This window comes from Embleya sp. NPDC050154, assembly GCF_044460165.1.
GTDB lineage: Bacteria > Actinomycetota > Actinomycetes > Streptomycetales > Streptomycetaceae > Embleya.
In genome coordinates this window covers 153406-168706 of record NZ_JBITJP010000005.1, presented here as the reverse complement: position 1 = coordinate 168706, position 15301 = coordinate 153406, and the positions used below count along the sequence as shown (strand labels likewise).

Sequence of the window (15301 nt, the reverse complement as noted above, 5' to 3'; positions counted from 1 at the left end):
CTCAGCCCACGAACACCGCGAGCGGCCGGGCCACTCCCTGCCGGTTCTCCACCAGGGCCAGGAAGGTCCCGTCGGGCCCGAACACGCCGACCGGCCCCTCGCTGTCGTCGGCCGGCAACCGGCCGCCGTGCGATACGGCGCGGGCCTGGTCCTCGGTGACCTCACGGCGCGGGAACGCCGCCGCCGCGGCCTCGGCGATCGGCAGCACGCCGAAGGACTCCTCCAACTCTTCGAGCGTGTGGGCCCGATCCAGCGCGTACGGACCCACCCGGGTGCGCCGCAGCGCGGTCAGGTGCCCGCCCACCCCGAGCCCGGCCCCCAGGTCGCGGGCCAGCGCGCGGATGTAGGTACCGGACGAGCAGGTCACCCGCACGTCCAGGTCGATCGTGTCGCCCTCGCGGCGGGTGGCGAGCACCTCGAACGTGGGGACGGTGACCGGTCGGGCGGCCAGCTCGAAGTCCTCGCCGTCGCGTACCCGCGAATACGAGCGCTTGCCGTCGATCTTGATCGCCGACACCTTCGAGGGCACCTGGAGGATCGGGCCGGTCAGCTCGGCGACGCCCGCCGCGATCGCGGCGTCCTGCACGTGTGCGGCCGAGGTCGTCTCGGTGACCTCGCCCTCGGCGTCGTCGGTGACCGTGCTCTGCCCGAGCCGGATCGTCGCGTCGTACTCCTTCTCGGTGAGCGCGAGATGGCCCAACAGGCGGGTGGCCTTCTCGATGCCGATCACCAGGACGCCGGTGGCCATCGGGTCCAGCGTGCCCGCGTGGCCCACCCGGCGGGTGCCGGCGATCCGGCGCAGCCGGCCCACCACGTCGTGCGAGGTGAGCCCGGCGGGCTTGTCCACGATCACCAGACCGTCGGGCGGCGGGGGTCCTGCGTTGCGGCGCTTCACGCGTCGTCTCCCGGGGTTGCGTGCGCCGGAGCGACCGGCAGTAGTGCGTCGGCGAGGAGCTCCCGGAATCGGGCCACCACCTCGGCCGGTGGGTCATAGGCGGTGAATCCGGCCGCGAAGGCGTGTCCACCGCCGCCGAAGGCCCCGCAGACGCGCCCGAGGTCCACCGCGCCCTTGGACCGGGCGGACGCGCGCAACGCGCCGTCGTCGTCCTCCTTGAGCACCAGCGCGACCTCGGCCTCGCCGCTCTTGCGGACCACGTCGATCACGCCCTCGATCTCGTCCAGTCGGATCCCGTGCGCGGCGCGTTCGGCGCGGGTGATCACGGTGGACACCAGCCCCAGACCGCCCGCGGCGGCGGCGTCCAACTCGGCGCCCGCCAAGGCGGCGGCGAGCACCTTGAGATAGCCGAATCGGCAGGTGTCCCAGATCGCCCGCTGGATCAGGTCGTGCCGTATCCCCGTGGCCATCAGCCGAGCCGCGAAGGTGTGCGTCTCGGGCGTGGTTCCCACGTACTTGAACGAGCCGGTGTCGGTGACCAGCCCGGTGTACAGCGCGGTCGCGATGTCGGCGGTCAGCGTCGCGCCGAGCCGGGTGATCAGTTCGTCGGCGAGCACCGCGGTCGCGGGCGCGTCGACGTCGATCAGGTGATGCGTCCCGAAGCGCGTGTTGGACGCGTGGTGGTCGACCACCAGCAGCGTGCCGGCCGCCTTGGCCTTGGCCTCCAACAGGCCCAATCGAGCCGAGCCGGCCGCGTCGAAGACGGCGACCAGCTCGGGCTCCTCGGGCACCTCGGTGTGCGCCACGAGCAGGTCCTGGCCGGGCAGGAACTCCAGCGAGGACGGCACCACGAGGGGGTCGTCGCCGTAGGAGACCCGGACCGTGCGGCCCAGCTCGCGCAGCGCCAGTCCGACGGCGAGCGCCGAACCCAGCGCGTCGCCGTCGGGGCTGACGTGTGCCAGCAGCGTGATGTCCTCGGCCGTCAGGAGTAGGCGTACCGCCTCGTCCCAATCAGCTGCGCCCGGCGCGGTCGGCGGCACCGTCCGCACGCCCGAGTCGCCGGTCCGCGGCTTCGCTTCCGCGGCCGGGCCGGGCTCCCGGTCCGCCGCCACGCCTGGTGTCAAGGTCGGTCGCCCTCCTGTGTATCCGCCTTGGTCTCCGCCTCCGACTCGTCGTCGGAGTCCTCGGAGTCGTCCACGGCCGGAGTCCGATAGGGGTCCGCGTCACCGGCATAGCCGGCGCCCGCGGCGGTTGAGCGTACCGCCGCATCGGCCTGCTGTGCCCGGGCGAGGAGATCATCGATGAGTTTGGCGTTGTCCGGAAGGGCGTCGGCGATGAACGTCAGCGACGGCGTGTGTCGCACGCCGGTCTGGCGGCCCACCTCACTGCGGAGTACGCCCTTGGCGCTCTCCAGCGCGGCGGCGGTCGCCGCGCGCTCGGTCTCGTCGCCGTAGACCGTGTAGAACACGGTCGCCTCACGGAGGTCACCGGTCACTCGTGCGGCGGTGATCGTCACGAACCCCAGGCGCGGGTCCTTGATCCGGCGCTCCAAGGTCTCCGCGACCACGACCTGGATACGGTCCGCGAGTTTGCGCGCCCGTGCGGTGTCGGCCACTGATCCTCCTGCGATTGCTCGGCATTTCGGCGGAACCCCCCGCGCCCGGGGTCACCGGACGCGAGGGCCGCTCTCGTTGCTTGTTCTTCTTCGGTGTTCGTGCGCTGCCCGTTCGACCAGGGTCGAACGATCGTCAGTCGTCGTCCCCGTACACCCTGCGGCGTGCGGAGAGCAGCTCCAACTCGGGCCGGCCGGCGACCAGCCGTTCACAGCCGTCCAACACCTCGGCACATCGTTCGACACTCGCGGAGACCACCGCGATGCCGATCACGCTGCGCCGATGCAAATCCTGATGCTCCACCTCGGCGGCGGCAACGGCATTCTTGCGCTGAAGGTCCGCCAGGATGGGGCGGATCAGAGATCGTTTTTCCTTCAACGAGTGCACATCGCCGAACAGCACATCGAGGCTGATGGTTCCCACAAACATAGGCGACGGGCCTGGCCGGCCCGGGAGGCCTCGGGTCGGGACCGCTGGGGCCACCGACGAAAGAACCGGGCTCGCACGTCGCGGCCCGGACACCACTGGTCACGCTTGCTCTGCTCGTACTGCGAGACGCCGGATCCGCCCGGTGTGCACCGGGCGGATCCGTCGTATCGGTTCAGCGGTTCGATCGGTTCGAGCTACCGGGTCAGCCTCGCGGCTTCTCCCGCATCTCGAACGTCTCGATGATGTCCTCGACCTTGATGTCGTTGAACGAACCGAGGTTGATACCGCACTCGAAGCCCTCGCGGACCTCGGTGACATCGTCCTTCTCGCGACGCAGGCCCTCGACGTTGAGGTTGTCGGCGACGACCGACCCCTGCCGGATGATCCGCGCCTTGGTGTTGCGCTTGATCGTCCCGCCGGTGACCATGCAGCCCGCGATGTTGCCGAGCTTGGAGGAGCGGAACACCGCGCGGATCTGCGCCGTGCCGAGCTGCACCTCTTCGTACTCGGGCTTGAGCATGCCCTTGAGCGCGGCTTCGATCTCCTCGATGGCCTGGTAGATCACCGAGTAGAAGCGAATGTCGACGCCCTCGCGGTCCGCCATCGTCCGCGCCCGGCCCTCCGGCCGGACGTTGAAGCCGATGATGATCGCGTCCGAGGCCATCGCCAGGTTGACGTTGGACTCGGTGATCGCACCGACACCCCGGTCGATGATCCGCAGCTCGACCTCTTCGCCGACCTCCAGGTTGAGCAGCGCGTCCTCCAACGCCTCCACCGAACCGGAGCCGTCACCCTTGAGGATGAGGTTGAGCTGCTGCATCTCGCCGGCCTTGAGGGCCAGGTCGAGGTCCTCGAGCGAGATCCGCTTCGAACGACGGGCCAGCAGCGCGTTGCGCTCCCGAGCCGCCCGCTTCTCGGCGATCTGGCGCGCGGTGCGCTCCTCCTCGACCACGAGGAAGTTGTCACCGGCACCCGGCACCGAGGTCAGACCCAGCACCATGACCGGACGGGACGGCGCGGCCTCGGTGAGGTTGTTGCCGTTCTCGTCGATCATCGCGCGGACTCGGCCGTACGCCTCGCCGACCACGATCGCGTCGCCGATGCGCAGGGTGCCGCGCTGGACCAGGACGGTCGCGACGGGGCCGCGGCCCTTGTCGAGGTGACCCTCGATCGCGATGCCCTGGGCTTCCTGGTGCGGGTTGGCGGTGAGCTCCAGAGCCGCGTCCGCGGTCAGTACGACCGCCTCGAGCAGCTCGTCGATGCCCAGGCCCTGCTTCGCCGAGATGTCGACGAACATCGTGTCGCCGCCGTACTCCTCGGCCACGAGCCCGTACTCGGTGAGCTGGCCACGAACCTTGGTCGGGTCCGCGCCTTCCTTGTCGATCTTGTTGACCGCCACGACGATCGGCACGCCGGCCGCCTGCGCGTGGTTGAGCGCCTCGATCGTCTGCGGCTTCACGCCGTCGTCCGCCGCGACCACGAGGATCGCGATGTCCGTCGACTTGGCGCCGCGGGCACGCATGGCGGTGAACGCCTCGTGACCCGGGGTGTCGATCAGGGTGATCTTGCGGTCGATGTCGTTGACCGTGGTCGCGACCTGGTAGGCACCGATGTGCTGGGTGATGCCACCGGCCTCGCCCGCGATCACGTTCGTCTTGCGGATCGCGTCGAGCAGGCGGGTCTTGCCGTGGTCGACGTGACCCATGACGGTGACCACCGGCGGACGCGCCTCGAGGTCGTCCTCGTCGCCCTCGTCCTCGCCCCATTCGAGGTCGAAGGACTCGAGCAGCTCGCGGTCCTCCTCCTCCGGGGAGACGATCTGGATCACGAAGTCGAGCTCGCCGGCCAGGATCTGCAGCTCCGCGTCACTGACCGACTGGGTCGAGGTGAGCAGCGAGCCGAGGTTGAACATGATCTGGACGAGAGCCGCGGGGTTCGCGTTGATCTTCTCCGCGAAGTCGGTGAGCGAGGCACCGCGCGACAGCCGGACGACACGCCCGTTGCCGCGAGGGGCCATCACGCCACCGGCGGACGGAGCCTGCATGTTGTCGAACTCTTGACGACGCTGACGCTTCGACTTGCGCGCGCGGCCCGGACGCCCACCGGGACGACCGAACGCGCCCTGCGTGCCGCCGCGACCGCCGGGGCCACCACGACCGCCGCCGCCGGGACGACCGGCGAAACCGCCGCCGCCACCGGGACGACCCGGAGCGCCGCCGCCACCACCGGGACGGGGACCGCCGAAGCCGCCACCGCCGCCGCCGGGACGACCGCCACCGCCGCCGGCACCCGCCGGACGACCGCCACCGCCGCCACCGGGACCGCCGGGACGACCGGGCGCACCGCCGGGACGACCGGGACCGCCGGGGCCACGAGCGGGCGCCGGACGGTTGGGCATCATGCCCGGGTTGGGACGCGGGCCACCGGGGCCTGCGCTACCACCGGGACGGGGACCCGCGGGGCCACCCGAACCACCCGGACGCGGGCCACCGGCCGCAGGACCCTGCGGACGCGGCGGCATGCCACCGGGAGTGGGTCGACCGGCGCCACCGGCGGCCTGCGGCCGCGGCATGCCGGTGCTGCCCGAGGTGAAGGGGTTGTTGCCCGGACGCGGGCCGGCGGGACGCGTGCCACCCGGACGGGGGGCACCTCCCTGACCGGGACCACCCGGACGCGCGCCACCGGCGGACGGAGCGCCACCGGTACGCGGACCGGAGGGACGCTCGCCACGCTCGGGACGATCGCCGCGCTCGGGACGGCCACCGGGGCCGCCCTGACCGCCACCGGCCGGACGCGGACCCGGACGGCTACCCGCCGGACCCGAGGAGGCCGCCGCCGGACGGTCCGAACGCGGACCGCGCTCGGCCTGGCCGCGGTCGCCCTGACCACGCTCGGCCGGACCGCGGTCGCCGGGACGCGCCGCCGGGCGCGGGCCCGGAGCCGGCGCACCGGCCGGACGCTGACCCGACTGCGCCGCGGGACGCTCCGCCTGACGCGGGGCGGCCGGAGCCGCCTCCGCGGCCGGCGTGGCCGGCACCACGGGCGGAGCGGTGCTGCCCTGGGGGGCCGGGCGCGGCGCCGGGCGCGGGCCCGGGGTCGGCGCACCCGCCGGGCGCGGGCCCGGAGCGGGGGCAGGACGCGCCGAGGCGCCCTGCGGGGAACTGGGGGTGGCCGCCTGCGGCGCGCCCGAGGGCGCGGGACGCTGGGGCCGGCGGGCGGGCCCGCCTTCCGTCTTGAGTGCTTCCGTCAGTTTGCGAACAACCGGCGCCTCGATCGTCGAGGACGCCGAACGAACGAACTCACCGAGTTCTTGGAGCTTGGCCATGACGACCTTGCTCTCGACTCCGAACTCCTTGGCGAGTTCGTATACCCGGACCTTTGCCACGTCGCTCCTTCTGGTCCGGGGTTGGTCGTCCGCCGGACCGTCACTACCGCATGTCTGTACTCATCGCGTACTCATCGAGTGCTCATCGCAATCTCGACCTACTTCCGACTCGCGAGGTACTGCTTCGCTGGACCTGTCCGACCGACCTCTGACAACCCATCACCGCTCAAATAAGCACGCAGTGGTGCCGAGTCCAGCGGCCCCGGCACGCGCAAAGCCCGAACGAACGCCTTTCGACGCTCAGCCTGGGCCAGGCACTCCGGATCGGGGTGCAGATGCGCGCCCCGTCCGAGCATTCGGCCGCGGGGGTCGGGGACACAACTGCCCTCCACCGCCACGACCCGCAATAGGTCGGCCTTGGCCGCACGCTGCCGACAACCTACGCACGTTCGGCACGGAGAGGCAGTGATTTCCTGCTTCTCCACCGTTGTACGAGGGCATGCTCGGGCTCGCCTGCGACCAGACATGTTCAAGTCTACCGCTCCTCACCGCGGCCTGGTTCGGTCGACCGTCCCCGGTCGTCCGATTCCCCGGTCTCGGTGTCCGGCCGGATGTCGATGCGCCATCCGGTCAATCGCGCGGCAAGGCGGGCATTCTGCCCTTCCTTGCCGATCGCCAGCGAGAGCTGGTAGTCGGGCACCGTCACCCGGGCGGAACGCGCGGCGAGGTCCACTACCTCGACCTTGCTCACCCGGGCCGGTGACAGCGCGTTGGCCACCATCCGCGCGGGGTCGTCCGACCAGTCGACGATGTCGATCTTCTCGCCGTTCAACTCGGCCATGACGGCACGCACGCGTGCCCCCATCGGCCCGATGCACGCGCCCTTGGGGTTGAGCCCGGCACGCGTGGAGTAGACGGCGATCTTGGAGCGGTGGCCGGCCTCGCGGGCGATCGCGGCGATCTCGACGCTGCCGTCGGCGATCTCCGGAACCTCCAGCGCGAACAGCTTCCGCACCAGGTTGGGGTGGGTGCGCGAGAGCGTGATGGACGGCCCCTTGGGCCCACGCCGCACCTGTACGACATAGCAACGCAGGCGCATGCCGTGCGCGTACCGCTCGCCCGGTACCTGCTCCTGGGGCGGCAGGATCGCCTCGATGCGACCCAGGTCCACCAGGACGTTGCGGTTGTCCTTGCCCTGCTGGACCACGCCGGCGACGATCTCGCCCTCACGGCCGGCGAACTCGCCGAACGTGATCTCCTCCTCGGCGTCGCGCAGCCGCTGCAGGATCACCTGCTTGGCGGTGGTCGCCGCGATCCGGCCGAAGTCGTCCGGGGTGTCGTCGAACTCGCGAACGCGCTGTCCGGCCTCGTCGGTCTCGGTCGCCCACACGGTGACGTGCCCGGTGGCACGGTCCAGTTCCACGCGCGCCTTGGGCAGGCTGCCCTCGGTGCGGTGGTATGCGATCAACAGGGCCGATTCGATGGCCTCGACCAGGAGGTCGAACTTGATCTCTTTTTCGCGCTCAAGCCCGCGCAGGGCGCTCATGTCGATGTCCACGTCCTACGCCTCCTCGTCCATGGTGTCGTCGTTGTCGTTGTCGTCGTCGTGGTCGATGTCGTCCTCGACCCCGGTGTCCTCGTCGTCCTCGGCGTCGGCCGCCGGGTCCGCGCTCTTGCGGTTGAACTCGACCTGCACGACCGCCTTGGCCACCTCGTCGTAGGTCAGCCGGCGCGGCTTGCCCTCGACGTCCAACTCCACGCCGTCCGCGTCGCTCGCGCCGATCCGGCCGGTGACGGTGCCGCCGTCGTGCAGGTGGACCTGGACCAGCCGATCCGCCGCGCGGCGCCAGTGGCGCTCCAGCGTCAGCGGGCGGTCCACGCCCGGGGTGGTGACTTCCAGTTGATAGGGCAGGCTGCCGAGCACGTCGCTCGGGTCGAGCACGTCCGAGACGGCCCGGCTGACCTCGGCGACCTTGTCCAGGTCGACGCCGCCGTCGGCGGCGACCATCACACGCAGCACCCGACGCTTGCCGGCGGGGGTGAGGGAGAGATCCTCCAGATCCACGCCCACCGTCGATACCACCGGCTCCAGCAACTCCCGCAGCCGGTCCAACGTGGTGGTGCTCATCCGGGTGACTCCTCGGCTGCGTGTGCTGTTGTCTCAAGTGCGTCGACCGCCCGGGGCGGGTCGGGGAAGGACAACAGTATCCGGTCCGGAGGCCATCTCGCGCACGTCCGCCCGGCGTACGCCGGATGTCCGCCGAGGTCCGCACGCCCGCATATGCGGTAGCGTCCGACACGGCCGGGGCCGGCGACGGACACCGGACATCGCACATCACGGACGAGGTTCAGGAGCGGGACGCATGCGCGACGCGGGGCCGACGCGACGGGCCGTCCTGGGCACCGTGGCCGCGGCGACGATCGCCGCGGCCGTCGTCGGTTGCGACGACGACGGCGGGGGCGCGGACCAGGGTCGACGCCGGGTCGACGACGCGGCGCGCGAACGGGCGTACGCGACGACCGGGGCACTGCTCGCGCACTACGACGCGGTCGCCGCGCGAGACGCCGCCCTGGCCGAGCGGATCCGGCCGCTGTCGCTCGAACTGCGCGAACACCTGCGCGTGTTCGCCGGGGGCGCGTCGCACTCCGCGCCGCCTCCCGCCGCCGCGCCACAGGACGCCGCCGCCACGGGCGGCGCGGTCGCCGACCGGGCGCAGCAGGCGTCCGACGAGCGGCTGACCGGACTGGACGCTCTCTCCCCCGAACTCGCCCGCCGACTGGCCGCCACCGCCGCGTGCCTGGCGGGTCACGCCCAACTGCTTCGGAGCGCATCGTGAGCACGCCGCGACCGGCCCCGTCCGGGTCCGCCAACCCCGAGATCCGGGCGCTGAGCGAGGCGTTGCAGGCGGAGCACGCGGCGGTCTACGGCTACGGCGTGGCCGGTGGCCGGCTGACCGGTGCCGCGCGCACCCAGGCGCGCACCGCGTTGGACACGCACCGGGCCCGCCGGGACACGATCGCGCGGCTGATCACCGATCGGGGCGCGGCGGCGCCGGCCGCGGCGCCCGCGTACACGATCCCGTTCCCGGTGGGCACGCCCGCGGACGCGACCCGGCTCGCGGTGCACCTGGAGGACGGGGTCGCGGTGCGTCTGGGCGAGTTGGTGGCCCTCGCGGGCGCCCCGCTGCGGAACGAGGCGGCGGGCTGGTTGCGCGAGACCGCCGTATGGGCGGTGCGCTGGCGCGGCACGAGTACCCCCTTCCCGGGGCTGCCCGCGTCGACCGAGCCCGGTACGCCGACGGCCGGGGGCCGCACGTGAGCGATCGGGTCGAGGTGCCGGAACGATTGACCCGGACCGCGCTGCGCTGGTGCGGCGAGGAGGTCGCCCGCCCGTGGCTCGCCGGGCTGCCGGACGCGGTCGCCGAGTACGCGCGGCGCTGGGGGCTGACCGTCGAGCGGCCGATCATCCCGGGCGGCGCGCTCAGCCTGACCTTCCTGGTCCGGCTCGCGGACGGGACGCCCGCCACACTCAAGCTCGGCCTGATCGACCGCTACACCGCGCACGAGGCGGCCGCGCTCGCGTTGTGGGACGGCGTCGGGGCGGTCCGGCTGTTGGACGGTGACCCGCAGCGCGGCGCGCTGTTGCTGGAGCGGCTCCAGCCGGATGTGTCGCTGCGCTCGCTGGCCGAGGACCGGGCGATGCTGGAGGCGGCCGAGGTGGTCCGCAGGTTGTGGGTGACCCCGCCCGCGGACTGCACGATCGAGCCGGTCGCGGATCGGGCCGGGCACTGGGCGGAATCGATCCCTCGCCGGTACGCGGACCTGGCCGGCCCGTGCCCCCGGGCGCTGGTGGACGAGGCGGTGGCGCTGTGCCGCGAGTTGGCCGGCTCGCAGCCCGAGGTCGTGGTCCTGCACACCGACTGCCACCACGGCAACGTGCTGGCGGGTACCCGGGCGAAGTGGCTGGCGATCGACCCGCGCCCGATGCTCGGCGAACGCGCCTTCGACCTGGGCCCGCTGGTGCGGGACCGGATGGCCACGGTGGTCGCCGAGCCGCGCCCACAGGCGCTGGTGCGGCGGCGGGTGACCTGGCTGGCGAACGCGTTGGATCTGGACGCCGAGCGAGTGCGCGGGTGGGCCCTGGTGCAGGCGTTGGCACTGGGCCTGTGGTGCGTGTCCGTCGACGATCCGGCGGGCGAGGACCTGCTCTCCGTCGCCGAGTGGCTCTCCTGATCCGGTGCTCGCGAGGCCCCGCCCGGATCCGGCGTCGGGCGGGGGTCGGGCCGGTCAGGTGAACGGCAGGATCGCGCCCATCACCGCGTAGGGACGTTCGTTGCCCGGGAACAACACCGGGCGGGCCAGGTCCCGGAACCCCAGGCCCCGGTACAACCGGCGGGCCGGGGTCTGCTCGTCGATCGCGGACAGCAGGATGTGCGACCGGTCCTGTCCCCGGCACAGCAGGGTGATCAGGGTGCGTCCGATGCCATGGCCCTGCCAGCGCGGCAACACGTGCAGCTCGCCGACCACGAACGACTCGTCCAGCCAGGCCCGATGTCCGGCCCGGGCCAGGTGCGGCTCGATCACCAGGCTCCACCACTGGTCGGTGAGGTTGGGGTAGCCGTAGCCGAATCCGACCAGCCGACCCGCGTCGTCGAACGCGCCCAGGGAGCGCACCCCGGCGAAGGTCGCGTGCCGGCGCATTATCCGCTGCCGCACCGCGATCTCGTCGTCGGCCAGACCGAACGCGCCGGCCTGGACGTCGACCGCCTCGTCCGCGTACTCGGCGAGATCGACGACCCGGCACGTCCACTCCATCAGCACACGCACTCCCTCGGGGCCGGGTCCCGCCGCCGCCCACGCACCACCGGCTCGGGCCGCGGACAAACGCGCCTGATCGAAGCGTGCCGTGTCGACCCGGGCCACATCCGCTGCGGCCCCATCAGAACAGCACGCTCATGAAGGTGCCGGTCTCGGCGAAACCGACCCGCCGGTAGGCCGCGCGTGCGGGGCCGTTGTAGCTGTTCACGTACAGGCTGGCGATCGGGGCGACCTCGCTGAGCGCGTGGCGCAGCACGGCGGCCATGCCGATCTCGGACAGGCCCTCGCCGCGCCGCTCCGGCGCCACCCACACGCCCTGGATCTGGCACGCGTGCCGAGTGACCGCGCCGATCTCCGCCTTGAACACCACCCGGCCCTCCTCGATCCGGGCGAACGCGCGACCACCGGCGATCAGTTCGGCCACGCGCGCGCGGTACAGCGTGCCGCCGTCGCCGATCAGCGGCGAGACGCCGACCTCCTCGGTGAACATCGCCACGCACGCGGGCATCATCAGATCCAGTTCGTCCGGACGCACCCGGCGCACCAGCGGATCCGCCGCCACCTCGCGCGAGGGCTGGTCGGCGACCATCAGCGGCTGGATCGGGCGGACGTCACGGGCCGGGCCCCACACGGGTTCGAGCAGCCGCCACAGATCGGCCGCCGCCTCGGCCGGGCCGACGATCGACGAGCAGCGCCGGCCCTGGCGGCGGGCCCGCTCGGCGAAGGAGCGTATGGCGTCCGGGCCGGCCTCGACCGGGACCAGGTTCGCGCCCGCGTAGCACAGCGAGGTGAGCCGACCGCTCTGGTAGTACCCCCACAGTTCGCCGCCCAGCCGCCACGGATCGACGCCCGCGAGTCGGACCCGGGACGCGACGAAGACGTTCGTGACGGGGTCACGGTCGAGCAGCGCCTGGACGGCGGACAGGTCGGTCCCGTCCAGGACTTTGGTGGAAACCGAGCTCAGCACGTGCCTCACCATGCCATCGGGCGGACCTTGGGGAAATGCCAGTCTTGCGGCACCACCCTATGCAGGTCCGGGCCGCGCGCGCCGCCCGGGAGGCGACGGGTTCTGCGACCGGGGCCGGCGGCCCCCCGCGGGCGGGTCAGCGACGGAGCCGGGGAACCGCCGATCGGCGCGGGAGGGGCTCGCTCGACGCGGCGCCGGCGCACTCGGTGTCCGTCGCCGGCAGGGTGCCGTCGACCAGGTAGGCGGTGCCTCGCTCGTCGACGCATCCGCCGTCGACGAGGTAGTGCCCGTGGTTGCCGTTGTCGCGCACGGTCAGCAGTCGCGAGGAGGGCAGCGCGGCGTGCATGCGCAGGGCCCCGTCGTAGGGCGTCGCCGGGTCGCCGACGGACTGGATCAGCAGTACGCCGGGCAGCCCGGCACCGTCGATCCGGGTCGGCGGCGCGGTGTTGCTCTGCAGGTACAGGCACGCGCCGGGGGAGGCGATGGCCGCGCCCAGCGCGCCGTGCCGGGCCCGGAGCAGGGCCATGTCGCGCTCGAACACCGACTCGTCGGCCGGGGCGGGCGCGTCCGCACAGGTGACGGTCTGCATCACCGACTCGAAGTTGACCTCGTCCTCGGTCGCCGGCTTGCGCCCGGCGATCAACGCGGCCGGATCTCCCGACGCGTAGTCCGCGAGCGCGTTGGACATGCTCGCCCAGTCCCGGTCGGTGTACAGCTTGCCGAGCGTGTACTGGTCGAGTTCGACGCCGCCGAACACGCCGGCCGCCGGGCGCGCGGCGAGTTCGGTGCGCAGTCGCTCCCAGGTCGCCAGCACGGCCGGCGGGGTCGAACCCAGGTGGAAGCGGTCGGCCCGTTCGGCGGTCCACGCGGCCCACTCGCGCCGGCGCGCGTCGAATCCGGCGGCCTGGAGGAAACCGGTCTCGTACCAGACCCGGGTCGGGTCGACCAGGCTGTCCAGGAGCATCCGGTGCACCCGGTTCGGGAAGAGCTGCCCGTAGACCGCGCCCAGGTAGCTGCCGTACGAATAGCCCAGGATCGAGAGCCGGGCCGCGCCGAACGCGGCCCGGACCAGGTCGAGGTCGCGCGCGATGTCCCGGGTGCTCAGGTGTGGCAGGAGGTCCGCGGCGGACGCGCGGCAGCCGTCGGCGAACGCCCGGGCGGCGGCCAGGTGCGCCGCCCGGCCGGCGGGCATCGCCGGGTCGGGCTTGGGCCCGCGGCCGAACGTCGCCGGGTCGGTGCACCTCACCCGGGTGCTCGTGCCGCGCCCGCGCAGATCGAAGCCGATCAGGTCGTAGGCCCGGCGTACCCGTTCGGGCAGGCCGCCGGCCAGTGCCGCCATCGAGCCGACGGCGGCGGCGCCCGGACCGCCGAAGTTGACCATCAGGATGCCCTGGTACTCGGCCGCGGTCCCGGTCGCCGCGACCTTGGAGACGCCGACCCGGATCCGCGGGCCCTCCGGGCGGGCGTGGTCCAGCGGCACGCCGATGTCGCCGCAGCGCTCCCCCGGCGCGGTGCCCGACGGGCAGTCGCCCCACACGATCGGCTCGGTCTGTGCCCGGGCGGGCGCGGCGGCGGTCAGCACGGCGGCGGTCAGCGCGCCGGCCAGCAGGACGCGGACGGCGCGGGTCACGATTCCTCGCAGGTGGTGTCGCGGCCCGCGGGGAGCGTGCCGTCGGTCAGATAGGCCGCGGCGGCCCGCAGGACACAGTCGTTGGGCTGGAACGCGAGGATTCCGTGGTCGCCCTCGCCGAGCACGGTGATCAGATGCGAGGACGGCAGCGCGTGGTGCAGCGCGCCCGCCCCGGCGGGTGGGGTGGCCGGATCCCGGGTGCCCTGGATCAGCAGCACCGGCGGCAGGCCGCGGCCGTCGATCGTGGGCGGCGTGCGCGGGGGCACCGGCCAGAACGCGCAGGGCGCGTTCAGCCACGTGTTGGACCAGGTCACCAGCGGCGCGACCCGATCCACGGCGCGGGCGTCGCGGTCCCAGACCGACCAGTCGCGCGGCCACGGGCCGTCGTGGCATTCGACGGCGGTGTAGATCGCGGTGCCGTTGGCGTCCTGCGCGGTGGGCGGGCTGTACAGCGCGGCCAGCGGCGCCGGGTCGCCCGCGTCGTGGGCGCGCAACGCCCGGGCGAACCCGGGCCAGGTCTGCGAGCCGTACAGGATCCGGGTGGCGATGTCGCGCAGCTCCGCGGGGCCGACGGTGCCGCCGGCGGGCTCGGCCCGGACGCGGGCGAGCACGCGGGCGAACACGTCGTCCAGGTCGGCGCCCTCGGCCGCGACGAAGTCCCGCCAGCGGCCCTGGAAGGCGACGTCCTGCCGCAGGTTGGCGCCGTACCAGATCTGGTCCGGGCGCGGGTCGACGACGCTGTCCAGGATCATCCGGTCGACCCGCTCGGGGAACGACTGCCCGTAGACCGCGCCGAGATAGGTGCCGTACGACCAGCCGATGAAGGAGATCCGGGGTTCGCCCAGCGCGGCGCGGACCAGGTCGAGGTCGCGCGCGTTCTCCGATGTGCCCAGGTGCGGCAGCAGGTCGCCGGCCCGCTCGGCGCAACCTCGCGCGTAGTCGCGGGCCCGCTGGACCAGGCGCTGTTCGTCCTGCGCCGTGACGGGCACCGGATCCGGCTTCGGCGCCCGGTCGAAGCTCGGGTCGACGCACGAGATGGGGTCGCTGTGGTGGTTGCCGCGCGGGTCGACACCGACGATGTCGTAGCTCTGCCGCACCCGTTCCGGCAACGCGTGTCCCACCAGATCGGCCAGCCACATGCCGCCGCCGCCCGGGCCCCCGGGGTTGACCACGATCGTGCCGAGCCGGGGCTTGCCGCCCAGGGCCCGCGCCATCGAGACGCCCAGCGTGGTGGTGGGCCCGTCGGGGCGCGCGTGGTCGACCGGGACGGCCAGCGTCCCGCAGCGCAGTCCGGGTGCGGCCACATCGGCCGGGCATTCGCCCCAGGCGATGCCGGGCGACACCCGGGCCGGTGCTCGCCCGCCCGGGTCGGGACCGCCGACGGGGCCCGCCGCGGTGCCCACGATCATGCCGGCGACGGCCAGTGCGGCCACGATGACGCGTCCCACGCGCGACGCCCCTCCCCCGGGGGCGATGCCCCGATCATGTATCTCGATGATCGGGGTCGATTACCGGGGGTAGGGGCGCATCAACGATATGTCACTCGGGTGGGCGAGTGGATTGATCCGGTCGGGCTGCGATCGTCGCCCCGCCCGCGTCGGGCCGAAGCCGGTGCCGGAGGCGC

Annotated in this window: 15 protein-coding genes; 3 read left to right on the top strand and 12 right to left on the bottom strand. The window is 73.1% G+C overall.

What is annotated here, in order from left to right:
• Position 1: 1 nt before the first annotated feature.
• From truB to rimP, 8 genes are all read right to left on the bottom strand, one after another.
• Positions 2 to 895: a tRNA pseudouridine(55) synthase TruB gene (truB, locus tag ACIBSV_RS12795; RefSeq protein ID WP_395862148.1), complete on the bottom strand. Its 894-nt coding sequence runs from the start codon at positions 893 to 895 to the stop codon at positions 2 to 4.
• A complete protein-coding gene (locus ACIBSV_RS12790; RefSeq protein ID WP_395862146.1) occupies positions 892 to 2019 on the bottom strand; it encodes a bifunctional oligoribonuclease/PAP phosphatase NrnA in 1128 nt (375 codons plus the stop codon). Before ACIBSV_RS12790 ends, truB begins: the two co-directional genes overlap by 4 nt.
• Positions 2016 to 2510, bottom strand: a complete 495-nt coding sequence (gene rbfA / locus ACIBSV_RS12785; RefSeq protein ID WP_391582779.1) for a 30S ribosome-binding factor RbfA — start codon at positions 2508 to 2510, stop codon at positions 2016 to 2018. The genes ACIBSV_RS12790 and rbfA overlap by 4 nt, the downstream gene beginning before the upstream one ends.
• A 133-nt stretch (positions 2511 to 2643) precedes the next feature.
• Positions 2644 to 2937, bottom strand: a complete 294-nt coding sequence (locus tag ACIBSV_RS12780) for a DUF503 domain-containing protein (RefSeq protein ID WP_395862144.1) — start codon at positions 2935 to 2937, stop codon at positions 2644 to 2646.
• Between the two features lie 202 nt (positions 2938 to 3139).
• Positions 3140 to 6322 (bottom strand): translation initiation factor IF-2, encoded by a 3183-nt coding sequence (gene infB, locus ACIBSV_RS12775; protein WP_395862142.1) that lies wholly within the window; start codon positions 6320 to 6322, stop codon positions 3140 to 3142.
• Positions 6323 to 6420: 98 nt separating this feature from the next.
• Positions 6421 to 6789 carry a YlxR family protein gene (locus ACIBSV_RS12770; RefSeq protein ID WP_395862788.1) on the bottom strand — a complete coding sequence of 123 codons (369 nt, stop codon included), beginning with the start codon at positions 6787 to 6789 and terminating at the stop codon, positions 6421 to 6423.
• An 8-nt stretch (positions 6790 to 6797) separates the two neighbouring features.
• Positions 6798 to 7820 (bottom strand): transcription termination factor NusA, encoded by a 1023-nt coding sequence (gene nusA / locus ACIBSV_RS12765; protein ID WP_395862140.1) that lies wholly within the window; start codon positions 7818 to 7820, stop codon positions 6798 to 6800.
• 3 nt (positions 7821 to 7823) lie between these two features.
• A complete protein-coding gene (gene rimP, locus ACIBSV_RS12760; RefSeq protein ID WP_395862138.1) occupies positions 7824 to 8390 on the bottom strand; it encodes a ribosome maturation factor RimP in 567 nt (188 codons plus the stop codon).
• A 235-nt stretch (positions 8391 to 8625) separates the two neighbouring features.
• Between rimP and ACIBSV_RS12755 the strand changes: the two genes are divergently transcribed.
• Genes ACIBSV_RS12755 through ACIBSV_RS12745 form a run of 3 tightly spaced genes read left to right on the top strand, consistent with a single transcriptional unit; the run spans position 8626 to position 10495 of the window.
• Positions 8626 to 9099, top strand: a complete 474-nt coding sequence (locus ACIBSV_RS12755) for a hypothetical protein (protein ID WP_395862136.1) — start codon at positions 8626 to 8628, stop codon at positions 9097 to 9099.
• Positions 9096 to 9581, top strand: coding sequence for a ferritin-like domain-containing protein (locus ACIBSV_RS12750; RefSeq protein ID WP_395862134.1), 486 nt, complete (start codon positions 9096 to 9098; stop codon positions 9579 to 9581). The genes ACIBSV_RS12755 and ACIBSV_RS12750 overlap by 4 nt, the downstream gene beginning before the upstream one ends.
• Complete coding sequence (locus ACIBSV_RS12745) at positions 9578 to 10495, top strand: aminoglycoside phosphotransferase family protein (protein WP_395862132.1); 918 nt, start codon at positions 9578 to 9580, stop codon at positions 10493 to 10495. Before ACIBSV_RS12750 ends, ACIBSV_RS12745 begins: the two co-directional genes overlap by 4 nt.
• A 54-nt stretch (positions 10496 to 10549) precedes the next feature.
• On the opposite strand, the gene ACIBSV_RS12740 is transcribed toward ACIBSV_RS12745, so the two are convergent.
• The 4 genes from ACIBSV_RS12740 to ACIBSV_RS12725 form a co-directional block, all read right to left on the bottom strand.
• Positions 10550 to 11077 carry a GNAT family N-acetyltransferase gene (locus tag ACIBSV_RS12740; protein WP_395862130.1) on the bottom strand — a complete coding sequence of 176 codons (528 nt, stop codon included), beginning with the start codon at positions 11075 to 11077 and terminating at the stop codon, positions 10550 to 10552.
• 124 nt (positions 11078 to 11201) lie between these two features.
• Positions 11202 to 12059, bottom strand: coding sequence for a GNAT family N-acetyltransferase (locus ACIBSV_RS12735; RefSeq protein ID WP_395862128.1), 858 nt, complete (start codon positions 12057 to 12059; stop codon positions 11202 to 11204).
• Between the two features lie 124 nt (positions 12060 to 12183).
• The gene (locus tag ACIBSV_RS12730) at positions 12184 to 13677 is read right to left on the bottom strand and encodes an alpha/beta hydrolase (RefSeq protein ID WP_395862126.1); all 1494 of its coding nucleotides are present in this window, start codon (positions 13675 to 13677) and stop codon (positions 12184 to 12186) included.
• On the bottom strand, positions 13674 to 15125 hold the full coding sequence (locus ACIBSV_RS12725) for an alpha/beta hydrolase (RefSeq protein WP_395862125.1): 1452 nt from the start codon (positions 15123 to 15125) through the stop codon (positions 13674 to 13676). The genes ACIBSV_RS12730 and ACIBSV_RS12725 overlap by 4 nt, the downstream gene beginning before the upstream one ends.
• Between the last annotated feature and the right edge of the window lie 176 nt (positions 15126 to 15301).

Coding starts and splice junctions, on each gene's coding strand:
- ACIBSV_RS12770 (WP_395862788.1), bottom strand. CDS start 6,789: ATGTCTGGTCGCAGGCGAGCCCGAGCATGCCCTCGTACAACGGTGGAG.
- ACIBSV_RS12740 (WP_395862130.1), bottom strand. CDS start 11,077: ATGGAGTGGACGTGCCGGGTCGTCGATCTCGCCGAGTACGCGGACGAG.
- ACIBSV_RS12735 (WP_395862128.1), bottom strand. CDS start 12,059: ATGGTGAGGCACGTGCTGAGCTCGGTTTCCACCAAAGTCCTGGACGGG.
- ACIBSV_RS12755 (WP_395862136.1), top strand. CDS start 8,626: ATGCGCGACGCGGGGCCGACGCGACGGGCCGTCCTGGGCACCGTGGCC.
- ACIBSV_RS12780 (WP_395862144.1), bottom strand. CDS start 2,937: ATGTTTGTGGGAACCATCAGCCTCGATGTGCTGTTCGGCGATGTGCAC.
- rimP (WP_395862138.1), bottom strand. CDS start 8,390: ATGAGCACCACCACGTTGGACCGGCTGCGGGAGTTGCTGGAGCCGGTG.